Annotated in this window: 16 protein-coding genes; 12 read left to right on the forward strand and 4 right to left on the reverse strand. The window is 39.4% G+C overall.

The features are described 5' to 3' along the window. Positions 1 to 15: 15 nt before the first annotated feature. From PCORN_RS13865 to PCORN_RS21410, 8 genes are all read left to right on the forward strand, one after another. Complete coding sequence (locus PCORN_RS13865; RefSeq protein WP_036081760.1) at positions 16 to 462, forward strand: SMI1/KNR4 family protein; 447 nt, start codon at positions 16 to 18, stop codon at positions 460 to 462. Positions 463 to 466: 4 nt separating this feature from the next. After that, positions 467 to 892, forward strand: coding sequence for an SMI1/KNR4 family protein (locus PCORN_RS13870; RefSeq protein ID WP_036081762.1), 426 nt, complete (start codon positions 467 to 469; stop codon positions 890 to 892). A gap of 12 nt (positions 893 to 904) precedes the next feature. Beyond that, positions 905 to 1075: a hypothetical protein gene (locus PCORN_RS19455; RefSeq protein WP_159102601.1), complete on the forward strand. Its 171-nt coding sequence runs from the start codon at positions 905 to 907 to the stop codon at positions 1073 to 1075. Next, positions 1051 to 1527 carry an immunity protein YezG family protein gene (locus tag PCORN_RS13875; RefSeq protein ID WP_036081764.1) on the forward strand — a complete coding sequence of 159 codons (477 nt, stop codon included), beginning with the start codon at positions 1051 to 1053 and terminating at the stop codon, positions 1525 to 1527. Before PCORN_RS19455 ends, PCORN_RS13875 begins: the two co-directional genes overlap by 25 nt. Positions 1528 to 1539: 12 nt before the next feature. Further along, a complete protein-coding gene (locus PCORN_RS13880; protein ID WP_036081766.1) occupies positions 1540 to 2010 on the forward strand; it encodes an SMI1/KNR4 family protein in 471 nt (156 codons plus the stop codon). A 48-nt stretch (positions 2011 to 2058) separates the two neighbouring features. Beyond that, positions 2059 to 2457 carry a DUF4274 domain-containing protein gene (locus tag PCORN_RS13885; RefSeq protein ID WP_051999495.1) on the forward strand — a complete coding sequence of 133 codons (399 nt, stop codon included), beginning with the start codon at positions 2059 to 2061 and terminating at the stop codon, positions 2455 to 2457. A 584-nt stretch (positions 2458 to 3041) separates the two neighbouring features. After that, positions 3042 to 5198: a hypothetical protein gene (locus PCORN_RS13890; RefSeq protein ID WP_036081768.1), complete on the forward strand. Its 2157-nt coding sequence runs from the start codon at positions 3042 to 3044 to the stop codon at positions 5196 to 5198. Next, positions 5140 to 5319 (forward strand): LPXTG cell wall anchor domain-containing protein, encoded by a 180-nt coding sequence (locus PCORN_RS21410; RefSeq protein WP_077913921.1) that lies wholly within the window; start codon positions 5140 to 5142, stop codon positions 5317 to 5319. Before PCORN_RS13890 ends, PCORN_RS21410 begins: the two co-directional genes overlap by 59 nt. 237 nt (positions 5320 to 5556) lie before the next feature. Here PCORN_RS21410 and PCORN_RS13895 read toward each other — a convergent pair whose 3' ends face one another. Beyond that, positions 5557 to 6375 carry a LysR family transcriptional regulator gene (locus PCORN_RS13895; protein ID WP_051999496.1) on the reverse strand — a complete coding sequence of 273 codons (819 nt, stop codon included), beginning with the start codon at positions 6373 to 6375 and terminating at the stop codon, positions 5557 to 5559. Positions 6376 to 6452: 77 nt separating this feature from the next. Here PCORN_RS13895 and PCORN_RS13900 point away from each other — a divergent pair, with 77 nt between their 5' ends. Further along, positions 6453 to 7445, forward strand: a complete 993-nt coding sequence (locus tag PCORN_RS13900; protein WP_036081770.1) for a YeiH family protein — start codon at positions 6453 to 6455, stop codon at positions 7443 to 7445. Between the two features lie 54 nt (positions 7446 to 7499). Here PCORN_RS13900 and PCORN_RS13905 read toward each other — a convergent pair whose 3' ends face one another. After that, positions 7500 to 9272 (reverse strand): ABC transporter ATP-binding protein, encoded by a 1773-nt coding sequence (locus tag PCORN_RS13905; RefSeq protein WP_036081772.1) that lies wholly within the window; start codon positions 9270 to 9272, stop codon positions 7500 to 7502. Next, positions 9272 to 10993 (reverse strand): ABC transporter ATP-binding protein, encoded by a 1722-nt coding sequence (locus PCORN_RS13910; protein ID WP_036081774.1) that lies wholly within the window; start codon positions 10991 to 10993, stop codon positions 9272 to 9274. The genes PCORN_RS13905 and PCORN_RS13910 overlap by 1 nt, the downstream gene beginning before the upstream one ends. A 353-nt stretch (positions 10994 to 11346) precedes the next feature. On the opposite strand from PCORN_RS13910, the gene PCORN_RS13915 reads away from it, so the two are divergent. Both PCORN_RS13915 and PCORN_RS13920 read left to right on the forward strand, forming a co-directional pair. Next, positions 11347 to 12210 carry a GRP family sugar transporter gene (locus tag PCORN_RS13915; protein WP_036081776.1) on the forward strand — a complete coding sequence of 288 codons (864 nt, stop codon included), beginning with the start codon at positions 11347 to 11349 and terminating at the stop codon, positions 12208 to 12210. 124 nt (positions 12211 to 12334) lie between these two features. Then, positions 12335 to 13066 (forward strand): WxL domain-containing protein, encoded by a 732-nt coding sequence (locus PCORN_RS13920; RefSeq protein ID WP_036081778.1) that lies wholly within the window; start codon positions 12335 to 12337, stop codon positions 13064 to 13066. A gap of 96 nt (positions 13067 to 13162) precedes the next feature. Here PCORN_RS13920 and PCORN_RS13925 read toward each other — a convergent pair whose 3' ends face one another. Continuing rightward, on the reverse strand, positions 13163 to 14701 hold the full coding sequence (locus tag PCORN_RS13925) for an AcpB/EbpR/MafR family transcriptional regulator (RefSeq protein ID WP_077913922.1): 1539 nt from the start codon (positions 14699 to 14701) through the stop codon (positions 13163 to 13165). A 1212-nt stretch (positions 14702 to 15913) separates the two neighbouring features. Between PCORN_RS13925 and PCORN_RS13930 the strand changes: the two genes are divergently transcribed. After that, entirely contained in the window at positions 15914 to 20713 is a 4800-nt protein-coding gene (locus PCORN_RS13930) for an immunoglobulin-like domain-containing protein (RefSeq protein WP_159102602.1), read from the forward strand. Positions 20714 to 20807 lie beyond the last annotated feature (94 nt).

Below are 20807 nucleotides of genomic sequence, written 5' to 3' on the forward strand. Positions count from 1 at the left end.
AGGAGTAGATTAAAAATGTTTGAAATGATAAGCCCGAATGGCAAAAGCACGGAACAAGATATTCTAGCATTTGAAAAAAGACATAATATTGGGTTGCCAAAGGATTATATTGATTTTTTGTTAAAATATAATGGGGGATACTCTAAGCAAGCTGTATTTAACATATCCTCTGAGAATGGTAACAGTCTAGTTAATAAATTTTATGGTATTGGTGATATGCAAGGCAATCTAGATAGAGTTATTGACAATTTAGATGGCGAACTCCCAGACGGATTTATTTCTATAGGATACGATCCAGCGGGAAACGAAATTTGCCTAGGTACTAAGAATAGTGAGTATGAAGGTCAAGTTTATTTTTGGGTACATGACATGGAGTCGGATTTAGAAATGGATAATATGTTTTTATTAAGTCCTGATTTTAATTCATTTTTGGATAATTTATACGAAGATGATGAAAAGTAAGTGAATGAATAAAATAACTAGTAATGACATTGAATTATTCGAGGCTAAATATAAGTTACAATTACCACAAGAATATAAGACTTTCTTGCTTGAATTTAATGGTGGGTACCCTGAAAAATCTAATTTTATAATATCAGATGATGAAGGCGTTAGTTTAGTTAATAAATTTTATGGTATTGGAGAAGAGTCAGGGGATCTAGGTGAGACATTTGAAATATTGGATGGTGAAATACCAGATGGTTTCATTTCTATTGCTGACGATCCTGCTGGAAACGAAATCTGCATAGGAACAGGGAAGAGCGAGTATAAAGAAAAAGTTTATTTTTGGCGACACGATATGGAATCTGATTCGGAAATGGATAATATGTTTTTGCTTGCTGAGGATTTGAAAACATTTTTGAATAAATTGTATGGAGATAATGATGAATAGTGAGTACTTGTAATGATAAAAGAATTTGGTAAGGCACAGGCAGGGGATATAAAAGCTATGAAAAAAGCGATAGGATATCAATCTGCCATAGGATTTTATATAGCTTTTCTAGAATTGTCCAATGGTGGCATAGTAGATAAGTCTGAAAGGAACCAAGTATGGAAGCTTTGTATCAAGAAATAGCTAATCAAGTGAATAATGTTATTCCAGAGGACTGGAGCCGACTCTTACTTTACTCTGAAATGGATCAATATAGAGGAGCAACTTTCTTTTATTATTATCCAGTTGAGGGTAAAGATCCCATCTATAGTTTGGATATTGAAGACATGGAGCACATTGATATGGATGAGGTTCAAAATGGACTAAGCAATTTAAATGGATTATTAAGAGATTTATGGTTCTTGTTTATTGATAATAAACAAGAACCATGGAAAAGTTTAAATCTAAGTCTGGATTCTGAGGGCAAGTTCAATATTCAATATAGCTATGATGACTTGGAGAAAGATGGCTATGATTATATTGAACGGGCTAAAATTTGGAAGTATGAAAAACTAGGTATCCTGGCTAACATTAAGGATGTAAGTGATTGCAAGTTAATTGAGAAGTATAAAAAAGATGCAAGCAAGAAAAAGTGAGTGGAGTATAAAATGCGCATAGAAAAAGGTTCAATCGTATTGCCATTACCTACAGAAGACATAGTAAGCAACGAGGAAAATATGTGGGGGATTAAACTTCCAACAAAATACAAAGCTTTGTTAATTGAAAATAATGGCGGAATCCCAATCGAAAAATCATTTGTGGCTAATAATCATTCATATGCAATTGACCGATTTTTATGTGTATTGGAGGATACTGAGGGTAATGATCTAGGAGAATATGATATAGATGTTACGCTCACAAGAATCGAAGAGAGGCTAACAGATAATGAGGATTTAGTAGGTGTAGGCTTGTTGCCAATCGCGATACTATTTGCTGGAGATTATCTATGTTTGGACTACAGAGAATCAAAAGATACACCCAAATTATGCGTTTGGAATCATGAAGAATCTGGAGAATTAGATCCAGTAGTATACTTTGCGGCGAGCAGTTTTGAAGACTTTATTGACAGCCTAGAATAGTACTAATGAAGGTTTATGGAGAAGATATTATGCACGGAGGACTCGATAGTGAAAAAAATTAGTTGTATAGAGACAATTTTGTATTATGAGGATTTGAATGAAGCCACAAAACAAGTGGCGAGCATTGGAGATTCAGAAATGCTTTATGTACTTGCAGCAAATTATAATTGGGATAACGGATTTAGTATACCTAGGGCGATAATTGCTAATAATAACTGTGATATGTCCACGGGTTTAATGATGTTCTATTTGTCTGATGGTATTAAACTGCTAAGTGACAAAGAAAGTGTTGAACAATCGGGACTGGATGAGTGGCGTAAATTTATAACGGAGGTTTATTCCAAACTTGAGATGGATGTTTTCAAGCGCAGCAGTATTTCATATTACCCAGAGCTGACTAAGGTACAACTATTTAAATTGAAAAAAATCGAATCCAAATATACCTGATTTTTTCTTGGATGGTATAGAGGAAAATGATACTGAGATTCCTAAGATTTAGAGTACCTCAAAACAGAAGAGGGTTAGAACCTCTTCTGTGGATAAGTGAGGAATAATATTTTCAATTGTAATGGCTGTGAAGAGAAAAAGTCAGCGCACAACAAAGAAGATGGTGAACAAAACCCTCGCCATCTTCATAAAATTATTTGCCACAAAATTGCCACACAGCCAACATTATAAGTGTTGAAACCAGCACCACGAATACATTTCATCCAACCATCAGAATCCCCGTTTCTCCGTTTTTAGGAAATGAAGGAAGAAGAGAAGACACTGTAAATCGTTGGTATATGATTTATAGTGTTTTTTTGTATGAAAAAGTATTTATCAGAAGAGACTTTTGACATAATTTGCACCACGATTTTTAAATTTAACATAAAAAAGTACATATACAGCTTTAAATGTGAACAAATTGTCACAACATGGAGACTTGATGTCGCATTTTAGTAACCATGAGGTATATGCTGCTTAAATGAATGAGTCTATAATAAACTGGTATGCATAGATAAATTTTGAGAAAACTTAGGGGGATGAAAATGAATAACAAAGTAGTAAAAGGTTTTATGGTTATATCATCTGTAGCAGTATTAGCGCAAATGCCAAACATGATGGAAGTGGTAGCAGCAGATAAAGCTGATATGACGTCAAGCGCAACGTCTAAAAAGAAGACAGAGGCAATTACACCCTTTACGATTATGCAGTTTGATGTAAACAACGAGGATGGTTTCAACGTGGGTCTAGTAGGTAATTTCCGTATTTTCGACTTGACTAGTAGATTACAGGCAGATTATATGAATAAGAATGAATTTGGCGATAAGTTGACGTATGAAATAAGAGATTTTGCGAATGCGAGCACCGTTTTAAAGGCGGAAACAGAGATAGATTATGCGGGAACTATTGATATCTCAAACCTTTCAGATGGTAAATACTATATCGTGTTGAAGAGCTATAGCGTGTTTGGATATGATACTGGAACGATGATTGTAAATGTGCAACATGTCGTAGCTACTGTCGGCGTAACTGGTGAGCATGGCAAAATTAACCCAAACAAATTGACAGCTGGATCGGATAAAGCAAATGCAGAAACGGCTTGGACTATCAAGGATGCTAATGGAACGGTCATTGAAACCGGGGCAGGTAGTATTCCAGACAGCGTTCTCAGTGGTTTAAAGGAAGGTTCTTATACGATTGAGAACACAGCAACGATTGTGACGGAGTATGGTAATACGGTAGCAAATACAGCAACGGATACCTTCCTAATCCGCCATCCAGAATCAACAACGACAGTAGATAAGGCAATCAATCCGAACGGGATTACAGGTGGTCAAAAGATTGCCGATTCGACACTGAGTTGGGAGATTAAAAATAGTGATGGAATCGTCCTTGCGACAGGTTCAGGAAAAGACGTGCCCAAAGCAACAATTACTGGACTGGCAGAAGGAAGTTACACAGTATCCTTCACAGAATTAAGTCCAGAAGGAGAAACCCACGAATCCACTGGAAGTTTCCTAATCCGCCATCCGGAATCAACAACGACAGTAGATAAGGCAATCAATCCAAGCGCGATTATAGGTGGTCAAAAGATTGCCGATTCGACACTGAGTTGGGAGATTAAAAATAGCGATGGAACCGTGATTGCGACAGGTTCAGGAAAAGATGTACCCAAAGCAACAATTACTGGACTGGCAGAAGGAAGTTATGCAGTATCCTTCACAGAGTTAAGTCCAGAAGGAGAAACCCACGAATCCACTGGAAGTTTCCTAATCCGCCATCCAGAATCAACAACGACAATAGACAAAGCGATCAACCCAAGCGCGATAACAGGCGGTCAAAAAATTCCAGAGTCAACGCTGAGTTGGGAAATTAAAAACAGCGATGGAACCGTGATTGCGACAGGGATAGGAAAAGATGTACCAAAAGCAACGGTTACTGGATTGGAAGAGGGAACGTACACAGCATCCTTTACAGAACTGAGTCCAGAAGGAGAAATCCACGAATCCACTGGAAGTTTCCTAATCCGCCATCCAGAATCAATAACAACAATAGACAAAGCAATTAACCCAAGCACGATTACAGGCGGTCAAAAGATTCCAGAGTCAACGCTGAGCTGGGAGATTAAAAATAGTGATGGAGCAGTGATCGCAACAGGAGCAGGAAGAGACGTGCCTAAAGCAACAATTACTGGACTGACAGAAGGAAGTTACACAGCAACTTTCACAGAGTTAAGCCCAGAAGGAGAGACTCACGAATCCACCGGTAATTTCCTAATACGTCATCCAGAATCAACGACGACAGTAGACAAGCCAATTAATCCTGAATCGATCACAGGCGGCCAAAAGATTCCAGACTCCACGCTAACATGGGAAATCAAAGATAAAGATGGTGCTGTGGTGGTTAGTGGTGATGGGGCAATGGTTCCTAAGCTTATCATTGATAGTTTAAAGAGTGGTGACTACACGGTGGAGTTTGCCGAATTAAGTCCAGAGGGAGAAATTTCTATTTCATCAGGCCAATTTACAAGGAGCAGTATAGTAGATCCTGCGCCAGTTAATCCGAATATCCCTGGGAAAGTAAACCCAACAAATCCATCCCCAGCACCATCTGTTATTGATAATACTGATCCAGAAAACACGAATGCAAAAGAATCAGGAGCGGTTAATCAAAAAAGCACAAAAACAAGAAAATTCTGCTGAAAAAGTGGTAGCATTACCGAGTACTGGCGACAACAACAGCCTTTTACTAATGCTATCAGGAATGCTCTTGATATTTGTATCTTTTTTTGGATTTAAAACGAAAAACCCAAGAAGAAAATAGTATGGTAACAGCAATAAATGAATCACGTTAAAAAGGCATTCCTAGAGTTGAAATAACTTTGGGAATGCCTTTTTTAATGGCTAACATGGTTATCACGTATATGTTGAATTCATAATGATGCAATGGAATCAAATTTTGGAGGATAGGCCCCTCATTTGATATTATTATTTCTGATGAAAAGTATTTAAAATATCTATTTTACTTATTGCTTAATTCCCTGTATCCTAAGAGTATAGATTACTGAAACATTTCTAGTAGTAACTTGTATAAGGCGATTTGAAGCTCATCTTGTGGGAATTCTGCATGATGAATTTGAAAGAGCGGTCGAGTAATCTTTTCGGGTGGCGGGATACTCGGTAAATCTCGGATACTTAAATCAGACAAGAGCGTTTTTCCAATGCCTTGCTGTAGCATATTTAAAATAGCCTCGTTGCTCGCAATTTCCATTTTTTGTTGCGGAATAATATTTTGATGTTGAAAAAATTGCTCCGTATAGGCACGAATTCCCGATCCAGCTTCACGCAAAAGCCAGAGTTCACTTTTAGGGTTCCCAGCTAGAACAAGGGAATCATAAGCGAAAATGGCTCGCTCGATTGTCGGGGCAATCATTGGTGACTCTACCAGACCAACGTTGTATTCATGCATTTCAACTTTGCTGAAAATAGTAGTAGAGTTCGCGATATGAATGACAAAATCGTAATTTGGGAAGGTTGCTTGTAGTTGCGGTAACACATGGGGTAGTAAGTAGACACCAATTGTTTGTGAAGCGCCGATAGGATAGCTTATACGTGTGTTGCCTTGTAATTGTTTTATTTCGCTTAAACTGGTTTCCCATAGTGAATCGAGTTGTTTCGCACGTAAATAAAGCAATTCTGCGCTTTCTGTTGGTACGGCGTGATTGCGACCATTACGAATGAAGAGTTCCGAGCCTGTGAGTTCTTCCAATTTTTGAATATGTAGGGAAACGGTTGGTTGGGAGATAAATAAATTTTCAGCGGCGTGTGTGAAATTTTTTGCTTCAAAAACAGCCATGAACGTTTGGAGCCATTGGAACATCTCGCGTCCTCCTTTACATAAAATGAGTTTGACTTAAGTATACTATATTAGAACAGGAATTAGGAGATGAATGTAGGATGAAATGGAGAGAAAAAGGATTTTGGATAGGTGTAGCTGTCACGCTCGCCTGTTCATTAGCGGGGAAATATTTAGCACAAATACCGGGTTTGCAGCTTGTTGGTGCGCTAGTTATCGCATTAATACTTGGAATGCTGGTGCAAGTGAGCCGGACGCTTGTCGTCAGCGCGCAACCTGGAACGAGCTTCATATCGAATAAATTTTTGCGGTTAGGGATTATTTTGTTAGGATTCCGGCTGAACTTGAAAGCATTGGCTGATTCTGGTGTGAAAACGATTGTCCTCGCAATTGTAGTCGTTGCGTTCACGATTGTCACGGTATATTTCCTCTGTAAATGGCTAAAAGTAGACAGTACACTTGGCATGCTCACAGCTTGTGGTTGTGGAATTTGCGGGGCGGCTGCGGTCATGGGTGTATCGCCACAATTGAAGGCAAAAAATGATGACGCGGTGCTAGCTGTTGCGGTTGTCTGTATCCTTGGAACTGTATTTACGCTTATCGAAGTTGGACTTATGCCTGTTTTAGGTATGACGCCAACGCAATTCGGGGTCATGGCTGGTTCGTCGCTACATGAAATTGCGCATGCAGTGGCAGCTGGAGGCGCAGGAGGAACACAGGCGCTCGATGCTTCTATTATCATGAAATTATCTCGCGTCCTGCTACTCGCACCGGTCGCCTTAATAGTAGGAATCATTGCACAACGCAAAACACGAGGAACATCAGATGAAAAAGCAAAATTACCGATTCCATGGTTTATGGGCGGATTCCTCTTAACAAGCGCGATCGGCACGTTCATCGCGATGCCAGCAAGCTTATTAGACGGCCTTGTTTCGCTAGCATATCTTTGCCTCGGAATGGCTATGGCTGGACTAGGCATGAGTGTGAATTTCCAAGTGATTATCCGTCGTGGTGGGCGGGTATTCTTGGCAGCGACCATTGGCTCCATGGCATTACTTGGATTATCCATTGCGGCTAGTAAACTATTCTTTTAATTACCAACAAAACAGCGCATCCCGCGAAGGATGCGCTGTTTTCATAGAAAAAATTTATTCAATCACAAACTGATTATGGTACAACTCGGAGTAGAATCCTTCTTCTTTTAGCAATGATTCATGAGTTCCTTGTTCAATTACTTCTCCTTGATGCAAGACCACGATATGATCGGCGTCAAGAATTGTTTTCAAACGGTGGGCAATCACGAAACTAGTACGACCAGAGATAACGTTATCCATCGCTTTTTGGATGCGGCTCTCGGTTACGGTATCGACATTACTTGTCGCTTCATCGAGAATGAGAAGGGACGGATTCGTAATGATGGTACGTGCGATACTAATTAATTGCTTCTGACCAACACTGAATATGTTGTTTTCATCGGTTATTTCTGTTTCATAACCGTTTTCAAGCGTCATGATAAAGTCGTGAATGTTCGCTTGTTTCGCGGCGTCTGTCACTTCTGCATCTGTTGCTTCTGGATTACCGAAAACGATATTATCGCGGATTGTGCCAGAAAACAGAACAGAATCTTGCAATACGATACCCACTTGTTTACGAAGGGACGCGAGTTTGATGTCACGAATATCCACATCGTCAAATAAAATCGCGCCATTATCCACGTTGTAGAAACGGTTTAGCAAGTTCATGACAGTCGTTTTACCAGAACCGGTTGGACCAACGAGGGCAACCATTTTACCTTTTTCAACGTCAATCGAGACATTTTTGAGGACTGGTTTTTCTGGTGTATACGCGAAGTCCACGTTTTGTAGTTTCACGCTTTTGTGAACGCCGTCGATTGTTTTCAAATCTTTACGCTCAATTTCTTCTTCTTCGTCAAAAATTTCACTCACACGACGCGCACCAGTGATGGCAAGTTGAAGCATGCTGTACTGGGATGAAATTTGTGTCAGTGGCATATAAAATTGTTGCGAATACTGTACGAACATAACGATCAAACCAAGTGCTGCGGCGCGTTCGATACTACCATCAAGCGCTAGGTAACCACCGAAGAAAATAACGACAGCCGTATTAATCAGCGAAATACCTTGCATCATCGGGAAAAGTAAACCGGAGTAAACTTGACCTTTAAATGTTGCTTCTTTCACGATGTTGTTATGTTTCACGAAGCCTTCGATAGTTTCTTCTTCCAAGCCGTTCGTAATCACGATTTTTTGACCAGAAATTTTCTCATCGATGTAACCGTTTAGTTCACCGAGACGATCTTGTTGCAGATCCACATATTTACGCGCTTTGCGGATGATAAGGGCGGCAATAATAATCGCAAAGGGCGCCAGAATCAGCGTGACAGACGCGAGCTTCACGTTTTGTTGGTACATCATGATAATAACACCGATCATTAATGCAACGTTAGATAAAACTTGTACGAGCGCTTGGTTCAGCGTGTTCGAGATATTATCTAGGTCACTTGTAAAACGACTCAGCATTTCGCCATCTTTATGCCCATCGAAGAAACGAATCGATAATTTCTCCATTTTGCGGAACAAACCGATACGCATTCGGTTCGTCGCGCGACCAGAAACACCAGCCATCAAGATGGTTTGAATAAATGTTGCTGCGGCAAGTAAGACATAAAACAGGACGAGCATCCAAATAATATGAACGAAATCCGATTTGTCATCCACACCAGTCGTGAAGAGGCGTTGCGCATACGTTGCCAGTTCTTGAATGGCTTTCCCGATATATTCAGGAGCCTTGACTTGTAAATAAGTAGCACCGATAATCGCGATAATAATCACGGTCAGTTGCAACTTGTAAGCTTTTAGATAGTGCCAGAAAAAGCGGCAGGTACGTTTAAATTCAGTCATTACGCATCAACCTCCTTTCCCTTTTGTGTGTCATAAATTTCTCTGTAAGTGGCGCTTGTTTCAACAAGTTCTTTATGTGTTCCAACGCCAACAAGTTCACCAGCATCAAGCACGAGAATCTTGTCTGCATGAATAACGGACGAGATTTTTTGAGCGATAATGAATGTCGTTGTGTCGCCGAGCTCATTGTTTAAAGCTTCTTTTACGAGTTTCTCACTACGCGCATCAAGGGCACTGGTGGAGTCATCGAGAATCAAGATCTTCGGTTCACCGATAATACCGCGTGAGATGGATAGGCGTTGTTTTTGCCCACCAGAGAAGTTATTACCACGCTCAGCAATTGGCGCTTCATACACATCAGCATGGCGTTCGATAAACTCTTTCGCCTGCGCTATGCGTGTCGCTTTCTCCATATCGTTTGACGTTGCGTCTTTCTTACCATGACGTAAGTTCTCAGCAATCGTGCCTGAAAATAGAATCGCACGTTGCAATACTAAGGAAACCGTATCACGTAACGTTTGCTTGCTCAATTTCTTCAAGTCCGTTCCACCAATCAAAATTTCACCCTCGGTTGGGTCATATAATCGTGGAATCAGTTGTGCCAGCGTTGATTTCCCTGATCCAGTTGCCCCAACGATACCAACCATTTCACCAGGTTTCGCTTCGAAGGAAACATGTTTCAGCGCTTTGGTTTCATCGCCTTCATATTGGAAACTAACATCGCGGAACTCCACGCTACCAACTAAATCTTGTTTTGACGCGTTTTCGTCGTACGTGATATCAGGCTCTGTATCCAGCACTTCGCCGATACGTTGAAGCGAGATCATCGCACGTGACGCCATCATCATCAGCATTCCGCCAATAATAATCGCCATCATAATTTGCATCAAGTAGTTCATGAAGGACGCAATCGCACCGATAACTTCAGGATTATCTTTGACTAAATCACCAGCAAAATAAATTGCGGCGACAACTGCCATGTTTGAAACGAGCATAAATGCTGGAATCATAATCGAGAATAGCTGTCCAACTACGATGGTGTGATGCGTTAATTTATCACTTGTCTTCGTGAAGCGCTCGAGTTCATTATCTTCTTGTACGAACGATTTCACGACGCGCATACCAGCTAAATTTTCCTTTGCAATGGCATTGACACGATCAATGAAGCCTTGAATTTTGCCGAAATGTTTACCCATTCTTCCAAAAATAAGGAATACAATAAGGAAAACAAGGACAACGAGCACGATAATAATCCACCAAAGTTCAGGCAGGGTATACATCGCTAAAATAAAACTACCAATAAACATAATCGGAATTCGAGTTAGTGATTGTAAAGAAAGCATCACTAAGTTTTGCACTTGCGTAATATCATTCGTTTGACGAACAACTAGATTTCCTGTAGAAAGTCTCTCGATATTGCTGAATGAGAATGTTTGAATTTTGCGGAAACTAGTTTCACGAATATCGGCTCCTACACCTTGTGCCACTTTTGCGGAGAGGATGGTGTTAAGGATACCAGCGATAAGTCCGACAATGGCAATAACAATAAGTAAAATACCAATTCTTGTAATCTCGTCCATCTTATCATTAATAATTGCTTCCAGTACTTCCTGTAATAATTTCGGCTGCCATAATTGTGAGATAACCATGACGACGATGAAAAGTGTGGAAAGCGTGGTTTGAAGCTTGTATTTCTTCAAATGTTGAAATAAAACTTTCATTATATACCTCCTTGTATATGCGTTAAAAACCAGCACGAACATATATTCTAAACCAAATTGTCGCTATATGCAAGGGAAAAATGAAACTTTATTCTAGTAAATAATACTTGTCATAAAATGTTCACAAAATGTAGCAAAGTACAAGGGACTCTAGGACTAGTTGTCATCAAGCTTTAGGCTGATTGGATACAAAAAATACTAAAAAGAGCATAAAAAAGCTTGCTATGAAACGGCTTTCATTTTGTATAATAAGAAATAGGAATATCGACATATCAAATGGAATGTGGGATAATCAATTTTTAAGGGTTACAGTACATAATTAGGTTTGATAACGAAGGGAGAAAAAGGGACAGATGAATATTTTGATAGCGCTTATACCAGCTTTACTATGGGGATTCATGCCGTTACTTATCACAAAAATTGGCGGTACGACAAGGCAGCAAACGACGGGTATCACATTTGGGGCGCTTATTTTTGCGTGTGTTGCGTTCGTCTTTACAGATCCGGTTTATACAATGGAGACAGTGATTATTAGTTTTTTGACGGGGTGTTTGTGGAGCGTTGGGCAGATGTTCCAATTGAAGTCATTTAAGCTGATTGGTGTTTCAAAGGCGATGCCGATTTCGACGGGAATGCAACTTGTTGGGACGACGCTTTGTGGGGTGTTGCTATTTCATGAATGGGATACGACATTCCGAATCGTTTTTGGATTTATCGCGTTGGCGCTGATTGTTATCGGTATTTTTATGACATCCTACGCGGAAAAAGAAGAAGCAGGACAAGCGACGTTGAACCGCGGACTGCTCGCGCTAGCCATTTCGTCGGCTGGTTACGTTAGCTACGTCGTGATTATCCAAGGGTTTGCGATCAATGGATTGGATGCGATTTTGCCACAAGCGATTGGGATGGTGATGGCGGCTTTGATTATGACGGCGCGTAGTAAGGACGACAAAGAAAGCCGTTTCATTAAGAAAACAGCCTGGCTTGCGATTCCCGGCATGATTTGGGCGATGGGAAATGTGGCGATGATTTATGCGAATAGTCTTGTGGGTGTCGCGACGGGATTCTCCCTATCACAACTAGGCGTCGTTATTTCGACACTAGGCGCGATTCTTCTATTAAATGAACGGAAAACACGAAAAGAAATCATTTTTGTCATTATCGGTGTTATTCTTGTAGTAATCGGTGGAATAATGATTGGCGTGACAAAAGCTTAACCACTTTTCATTTTTTTTCTAGCTTTCGATAGTTTTTGACATAACTCCTGAAGCTCGTCTTTTGTGTAGTATTCTTATGTATGTAAGGGACACACAATAAAAAACGAGAGAAGGAATTGATAATATGAAATTAACGAAATTCGCGATCGTAAGTATGGTAACAGTGGCAACCTTAGTAGGAACAGGTACAGGAACAATAGCCCAAGCAGCAGACGGTGGGACATTGAGCTCCAAAGCAGATATAAACTTTATTCCTAATGATACAATCACAAACCCAGTTGATCCAACAGATCCAGGAAATCCAGATGTAGTTGCGCCAGTTGATCCAGATCATCCGGCAGGTACAGCAGGACCTTTAAGTATTGATTATATCTCTAATATTCACTTCGGCGATCAAAAAATATCCGGTAACAATGAAGTTTACTCCGCACAACTTGATCAAATTAAAGTAGGCGCATCAGAAACGGTAAAAGATATTCCAAACTATATCCAGATTACGGATAACCGTGGTTCTAACGCTGGTTGGCATCTAACAGTAAAACAAGATGGTCAATTTGTTAATGGTACATCTGAATTACTAGGTGCCGTGTTAAGTTTTGAAAATCCAACAGTGAACTCCGCATCAGAAAGTGACGCACCAACAGCAACAGGATTCTCACTTGATCCAGCTGGGACGTCATTGGATGTTATGAGTGCAGAAGAAGACCAAGGTATGGGAACGTGGGTTGATATGTTTGGAGCGGATGCAACAGAAGCCGCAGACAGTATTAAACTTAGCGTACCAGGTAAAACTTCGAAAATTCCAGGTCAGTATGAAGCAACACTAACTTGGGAATTAACTGATACACCAGCATAAAAAAGGATACACTAGTTTTGTTTAAAGTATGATTTTCGTCCTACCCGAAAAAGTAATGGGTAGGGCGGTTTTTTGTCTGGAGTTTTATCTAGTTTTTTATTCCGTAAAGCTCTCATTCTTTCTATTTAAAAATACATCCAGTTGTTCAAAGTCTTTTTTTACAGGGGGCATGTTCCAGACGAGGGTGTCTGCCGTAATACCTGTTTCTTCATAAAATGGGAAGTCACTAATAATGAGGTCGATGTGTTGCATGTGTTCATGGGAATGCAATTCATCGCAAATAATGATTTGTTCCTCTGAATATCGCTTGCGTAATTCAGTGCGCAGATATTCTTCCCAAAAATAACCGTTCTCTGAAACAATTTTTACATGAAGTATCCGATATTGTTGTTCTTGTTGAATTACGATGTTGTAGAAATCCGTCAAATAGTGGATCATCATGGCCTTGTTAGAACGAATATAACGATGATTCCGATCCGATTCAAAGGTATTTAGCACAGCTCTGATCTGTTGGCTGAGTTCGTGTTTATCAGGGGCTACGTTCGTATATGGAATCTCTGGCAAGTTATTCATTTTATCAATAAAGAGGAAGCGCGTTAGAAAATCGACAGTTTCCGCTAAAATATGAGTAGTGTTATGAATATGATACTTCCCTAAAAGTTCCACCAAAGCCTGGGCAAGTTCATGCTTATGAGGGTTAACACTTTTACTATACTTCACGCGAACATCCGCTTGCCCTTCATCGACGTAAGAAAATTTTGTCCAAAAGCACATCAAGACATTGATATAACATTCATGTTTCGGCAATGAGAAGCCAACAATCTCTCCTAAAATCGAATAATCAACGGGGTGGAATTCACGTTGCGCCTCGGCAATACTATTCCAAGAGTGGAGGTCAGCCTCAGACATAGAATAGCGATAACCTTGCTTCACACGCTCCAAACAAACGGCAATGGCAATCGCATAATTTATCCGGGCAGACAGCGAGAAATAAATCCCAAAACAGCTTTCTATGGTCTTTATAAAGGCATTTACCTGCGCATACGGAATCTCTGGGAACGGCCATTTAGTATAAGGATATGACCGGCTGTAAATCTGGAAATAGTAAAAACGCAAGCGAATCTCAGACCCCTTAATATCGAGTGGCGTAGTCTCTAAAACGAGTCGGCTTTCGGCAAGATACGTATCAATCTGGCGAACTCGGCGGTACATCGTTGGCAAACTACTGAAATTCTCTTCCGCCCAATCCATTAAATTTTGCCGTTTTCCCGCAAAGATATCTTTAGAAATCAGATACATATACGAATTACTCACAGTCATAGCGTATAAATAGGAGAAATTGATTTGCTCACCGACATCGAATAAAACATAATACTCATCCTCATGAACATAAGCAATGGCTGGATCAAAAATCTCTTGCAAGCTTTTAATATCGCTATCCAGTGTCTTAATAGAACAATGTAGCAAACCAGCAAGCTCCTTCTTTGTATAGTTCTGTTCTGCTGTAAATAAGATATGCAACAGTCTTAGCTTCCGATATTCCGAAGCAATAACAAGATTTTTCATACTAAAACACGCTCCTAAAGCACGATTTTCTATTATGCTCAATATAGCACCATAAATTCCATTTGTCATTTTTTTTTCACCAACTAATGTCAAAAATTTCTCGATTGGAGAACTTTTTGATAATAATCGTGTTTTCGCATTTTTATGTAGTATTCTTATAACTGTAAGAGGCACCGAGAACGGAATGTATAAAGAAAAAAAGGCATTCTAAATCTCAGGTACCTATCGAAAAATTCTTCCTCTGGTCATCCCCCGACCAACCCAAGTAAACCGGCTGCATCCCGCAGTCAAGCTATCTCTTCTAAGTTCCCCAGAAACCAACTTCACAAACCAAACCAATACCCGTAATACAACGAATAGCTTAAAGACAATGAAATCCCATTCTTAATGAAAATCAACGGATTCCCTCAAAAAACATCTGAAAGGAGGTGAGGCCACCCGCGGCAGCACAGCATCCAGAATGAACAGTCAGTGATGTATGACCATTCAAAAAGTAAGCAAGATAAGTTACATCAAAATGTGATAAATCTGCAAATTTAGAGTATAACAAGCAAGAATACCCTAAAAGAAGTGAAATTTGTTACCAAAAAAAAAGGCGTTTATTTTGGTCCATAGAGTAGCCAAAGTAAAAGGAAGCAAGACGAAAACAGAAAAATAAAGGAACAAACGCAAGAAAATATTTATTTTACACCATGTTATTAGGAGCTGGAAAGGCGTTGTAACTTAGTAATATGTAGTATAAGCAAGATGAATTAAATGCATTCCAGAGTTTTCATAAATATTAATCAGAATTTTTTAAAACAGTCAAACTCTAATTTTGCTAGATTTAACAAAGGTTTCACCCAAGCGCTACAAAAGTAAAGTATTTTACAAATTAAAATGGATATATCGTCCAACTACATTTCTTTTTAGAAGAAATTGGCGATTTACAGAAAAAAAACATCGCAAAGTGACTCTAAAATATTATGATATAATCCAATCAGCACGAATGAAGTAATGAATTTTACTTTGAACAAATGACTGCAGGGACTTATTCCAAAACATAAGTAAGCACTACTTCAGACGATTCTATATTTTTAATAAATATAAATGAGAATACAGTTTTTGTTGCAACTTAGGGGGTGTTTATTATGTGACGGCAACACGGTTCACGCAGGAAAGCAAATAGACAAATAAACAGTTTAAGGAAGAAGGAGAAAAATAAACATGAAAATCGAACAAAAGGGACCGTTTAACGTTCTATCTATGAAGTCAGCTAAAAAAGCTGCCAAATCACTATTAGTGGCAACAGTTCTTGCCAGCCAAGTATTAACAGTATTACCAACAGGATCATTTGCAGCAGAAGCAACTGGCCAAGAAGTAACTAACCCAGCGCTACCAAGTGCAGATGCAGCAGCGAGCAAAATCGCGATTGAACCGATGTCACTAGCTCTAGACAATGGCGTAACAGAGAAAAGCATAGAAGTTTCAACATTTGCAGATTTTAAAACAGCAGTAGAATCTAAAAACTTCAACGTTATCAAAATCACTGGTAACTTCCAATTCACAAGTGACGTAGCAGTCGACAGCAACATGCGCATTGAAGGTAACGGACATGCAGTAACTGCTGGTAGCTACCAAATGGTTATGCGTTCTACATCTACCATCGATGTAGAAGACTTAAGCATCACAAACGTTGGGTCAAAAGGTGTATTCAGAGGTTATAACGCAGCTGCAGCACCCACTGTTAATTTGACGAACAACGTACAAGTATTCGGAATGATTATGGGTGGATTGGGTAAACTTTCCCTATCTATCGCTGGAACAAACAATAGGATTGTCAGCCCAGACAAATATGGTATGGAGGTTGATGAATTAACTATCGCAGACGGCACACGCATCGAAGAATTATCAGCTCTCGATACTGCAGTTAAAGTTCGTTCATCCGGCGCAGTAGGTATTGGCGATAATGCTTATATCAACATGAACTCAAGCAAAGGTTACGCATTTGACGTATCAAATAGTGCTCTGGTTATCGGTGAGAACACTGTTTTGAAATCAGCATCTAAATTCGGTACTGTAAGCGCAGCAACATTAGTCGTTAAAAATGGCGCCGATTTAACATTTGCTTCAGGCGATAAAGGTAACGGTATCTACGTATCTGGAAATATCACAATTGGTGATGACGTAAAACTTAAAGCAACTGGTACAGGTACTGCCGTTTACGCGTACAACACAGGAGCTGCAATCGTTGTAGGTAAAAATGCCGACATCGATATCGTAAGTGATAGCGCCTATGGTATCTACGGAAATGCATCTATCACATTCGGTGATGGTTCAGCTTTAAAATTAAGAACACAAAAAATAGGTATCTACTCAGTTGGTTCAGCAGCAATTCGCTTTGGTTCAATAACTAACCAACCAAAAGCAGCAGCAGATCGCGTAAACATTGATATTGATTCCGCTGATTCCCAAGGTATCTACTCAACTGGTGGGCAAATTTTATTCGGTGATGACACAGAAGTAAATGTAAAAGCAAAATACGATGCCATTTACACATCAGGAAACTCACGCGTAAACTTTGGTTCAAACACAAAAACTACAATTTCATCTTCATCTACTAAAGGCATCAATGCTGGTGGAGTAGTAATCGGTGACGACTCAACGATGGATATTAATGCTTATGTGGATGGTATTTACACTGCAGATACAAGTGGTGAAGGTCTAACAACAGGTAAAAACGTTAACTTGAACATCACAGCATCTACTCATGACGGTATCTACACTTATAAAAATACAAATTTTGGAGAAAACAATACAGTTGCTATTAAAGCATTTGCTAGTCATGCGATTCACTCACTGTATGGTTCATCAATTAACATTGGTGCTAACTCTAACTTTGATCTATCTGGAACAGACGGTGTTAGACAAGAAGCTACTTCAGCATCAGCGCTTAACGTAGGGACAAACTCAACACTTAAAATTGCAGCAGAAAGTTATGGTATTTACACTTCTGGTTCTGTAACATTTGCTAATGGCTCAAAAGCTAACATCCGTGCTGCATCAAAAACATCATCCCCAGCAATAAAAGCAAACGGTGTTGTAACATTCCAAAAAGATTCAATGGCATATGTTGAGTCACTTTACCCATCAACAACAACATCTGTATTTGACTTAAGCGGCGCAGCAAACTCTAAATTAGTGCTTAACAGCCCTAAATTCATTGATTTCCGTCAAAACAACAATGATGCAACGAAGAAAACCGGTCATATTGTTAAAGGTTATACAACAGCAACAGTTGCCAGCCAATCACGCATAGAACTCAACAACGTAACGAACCTGATGGCGTGGAACCATGGATCTGACTGGTCTAAAGCAGCAAACAGCTCATGGACCAATATTGACTCAGGCCGTGTTAATCTATCAAGTAAAAACGGTACAGCAACAACAACCTACTATGGTGGTGTTCCAACAGGAATTGAAGGATTTAGCATGTTCAGCCTATTCGATTACACGCGTCTTTCAACAGAAGGATCAAGCTCTATCGCTCGTCCAGCAGTTAACCCAATCTACACTAACTCAAAAACAGTAACTGGTACTGGTGTAGCAGGTAACGAAATTATTGTTACATTCCCTAACGGAACAACTGGAAAAACGACAGTTAAACAAGATGGCACATGGTCATTAGATGTACCAGCAGGTGTTACTCTTACTAAAGATCAATCTGTAGTTTCATACCAAACAAATGGTGTAAACAACAGTCCAAACATAACATCAAAAGTAATTGAAGACTTGCGTGTACCAGTAGCACCAACAGTTAAACCTATCAAAGAAGGCGACACAACACTTACTGGTAACGGTGAACCAAACAAGGACATCACAGTAACACTTCCAGATGGTTCCAAAGTAACTGGTAAAACAGATGCTAATGGTGACTTCTCCATCCCGATTCCAGCACAAAAAGAGAATGCTGTAATTAAAGTAACGCAAAAAGGTGACAATGGTCTTGAAAGTCCAGAAAAATCAGTCATCGTAGCATCAAACCAAAAACCAGTTATCACAGCTGGCGATCAAACTTTCCGCGTTGGTGAAACATTCAGCCCACTTGCTGGCGTAACAGCAACGGATAAAGAAGACGGTTCACTAACTAGCAGCGTAAAAGTGAAAAGCAGTAACGTAGACATGACTAAAGTAGGCAACTACACAGTTGTTTATACAGCAACAGACAAAGACGGTAACACAACTGACAAATCAATCACAATCAAAGTTATCGCAGCGACAGCAGGAACAATCACAGCAAATGACTTCACAATTGGTACAGATAACTATGTAAGTGGAGACTGGACTGGCGATGTAGCTCAATTCGCATTAGAAATTGATGGTAAAGTAGTAGGAAACAAAATTAATATTACAAAACCAGGAACATACCAATATTATGCAAAAGGCGTAATTACAGATCCGACAAAACCAACTTACATCATTGCTTATGATAAAGACGGTAAAGTACTACAAAGAACCAAAGTGAACGTTATTGCAACGACAAAAGGAACAATCACAGCAGTCGACTTCACAGTTGGTAAAGATAACTATGTAAGTGGAAACTGGACTGGCGATGTAGCCCAATTCGCATTAGAAATTGATGGTAAAGTAGTAGGAAACAAAATTAATATTACAAAACCAGGAACATACCAATATTATGCGAAAGGCGTAATTACAGATCCGTCAAAACCAACTTACATCATTGCTTATGATGCAGCAGGTAAAGTACTACAAAGAACCGAAGTAAACGTTATTTCAGCAACAGTAGGAACAATCACAGCTGATACTTTCTATCTTGGTACGGATGGTTATGTTAAAGGTGGCTTCACTGGTGACGTGGCTAAAGTTAGTGTCACTATTGGCAATACAGAATTAAAAACAATCAACATAACTGATCCAACAACATACAAATATTATGTTGGGGGCCAAATTAAAGATTTAACAGATACAGTAGTAGTAACAGCATATGATGCATCAGGGAAAAAATTAGCTTCACAAAATGTAACAATAGCAAAAGACAATGGTAAGGCAGGAGAAGTCTTTGCCAATACCTTCAAACTTGGTAAAGATAGTAGTGTAATAGGAAACTTTACTGGCGATATCGTAAAAGTAGAATTACAAGTAGCTGGTCAACCAGGACAACGTATTGATATCACTACTCCGAACCAAATTAAGTACTACGCTAAAAACTTAATTAAAAATAATACAGATGAAGTAACCTTAATAGGATATAACTCAGCAGGCTTCCCTATTAGCACGAAAGTTGTAAAAGTTATCACTACTGAGGGAACAATTTCAGCGAATCCATTTGTTATCGGTACAGATTTAAGAGTTACTGGTAAGGTTACAGGTGATGTAGCTAAAATCTCAATGACAGTTAACAACGATCCAAAATCAACTATCCCAGCAACGGGAGACTACTTGTATTATGCTGCCAATCTCATCAAAAATGTATCAGATACGGTTATCATGACAGCATATGATGCTACAGGAGAAGTGCTTGACACAGTACAAGTAACTGTTAGTCAAGCAGCTCCTGTCGTAACAGTAGGAACAGTTACACCTAGCAGCTATAAAGTGGGTACAGACAGCCGTGTTACTGGTACGTTTACAGGTGATGTAGCTAAAGTACAAGTGAAAGTGAAAGACGGAGCTGTTGAAAGAGTAGGTAAATCAATTAATGCAACGGCAAATATTAACTACTATGCAGGCGATCTTATCAAAAATGTAGGCGATGTAGCCACAATATACGCATATGATAAAGATGGCAAACTACTAGATAGTAAAACGATAACATTATCAGGCGCAGTAGGAACAGTTACAGCGAATGCCGTTACTTCTACAGATAGAACTTTAACCGGTTCGGCAACTGGTGATGTAACAAAAGTAACGATAAGCATCAATGGTGCTCCATCAAGAGCTAGCCTTGCAGTTGTATCACAACCCGCAGGCACTTACTCGTACTATGCTCAAGGTCTATTACAAGCGGGAGATACCGTAAAAGTAATCGGACTTGATAGTCAAAGTAGAGAAGTCACTTCTACTACGATAACTGTCAACTAAGATAAATCACAATGATATAACAAAACATAGAGGGGAATAGCAGTATTCCCCTCTAATTATTAAATGAATGAGGTGTACTAAACAAATGAAAAAA

It is taken from the genome of Listeria cornellensis FSL F6-0969, from assembly GCF_000525855.1.
Taxonomy (GTDB): domain Bacteria; phylum Bacillota; class Bacilli; order Lactobacillales; family Listeriaceae; genus Listeria_A; species Listeria_A cornellensis.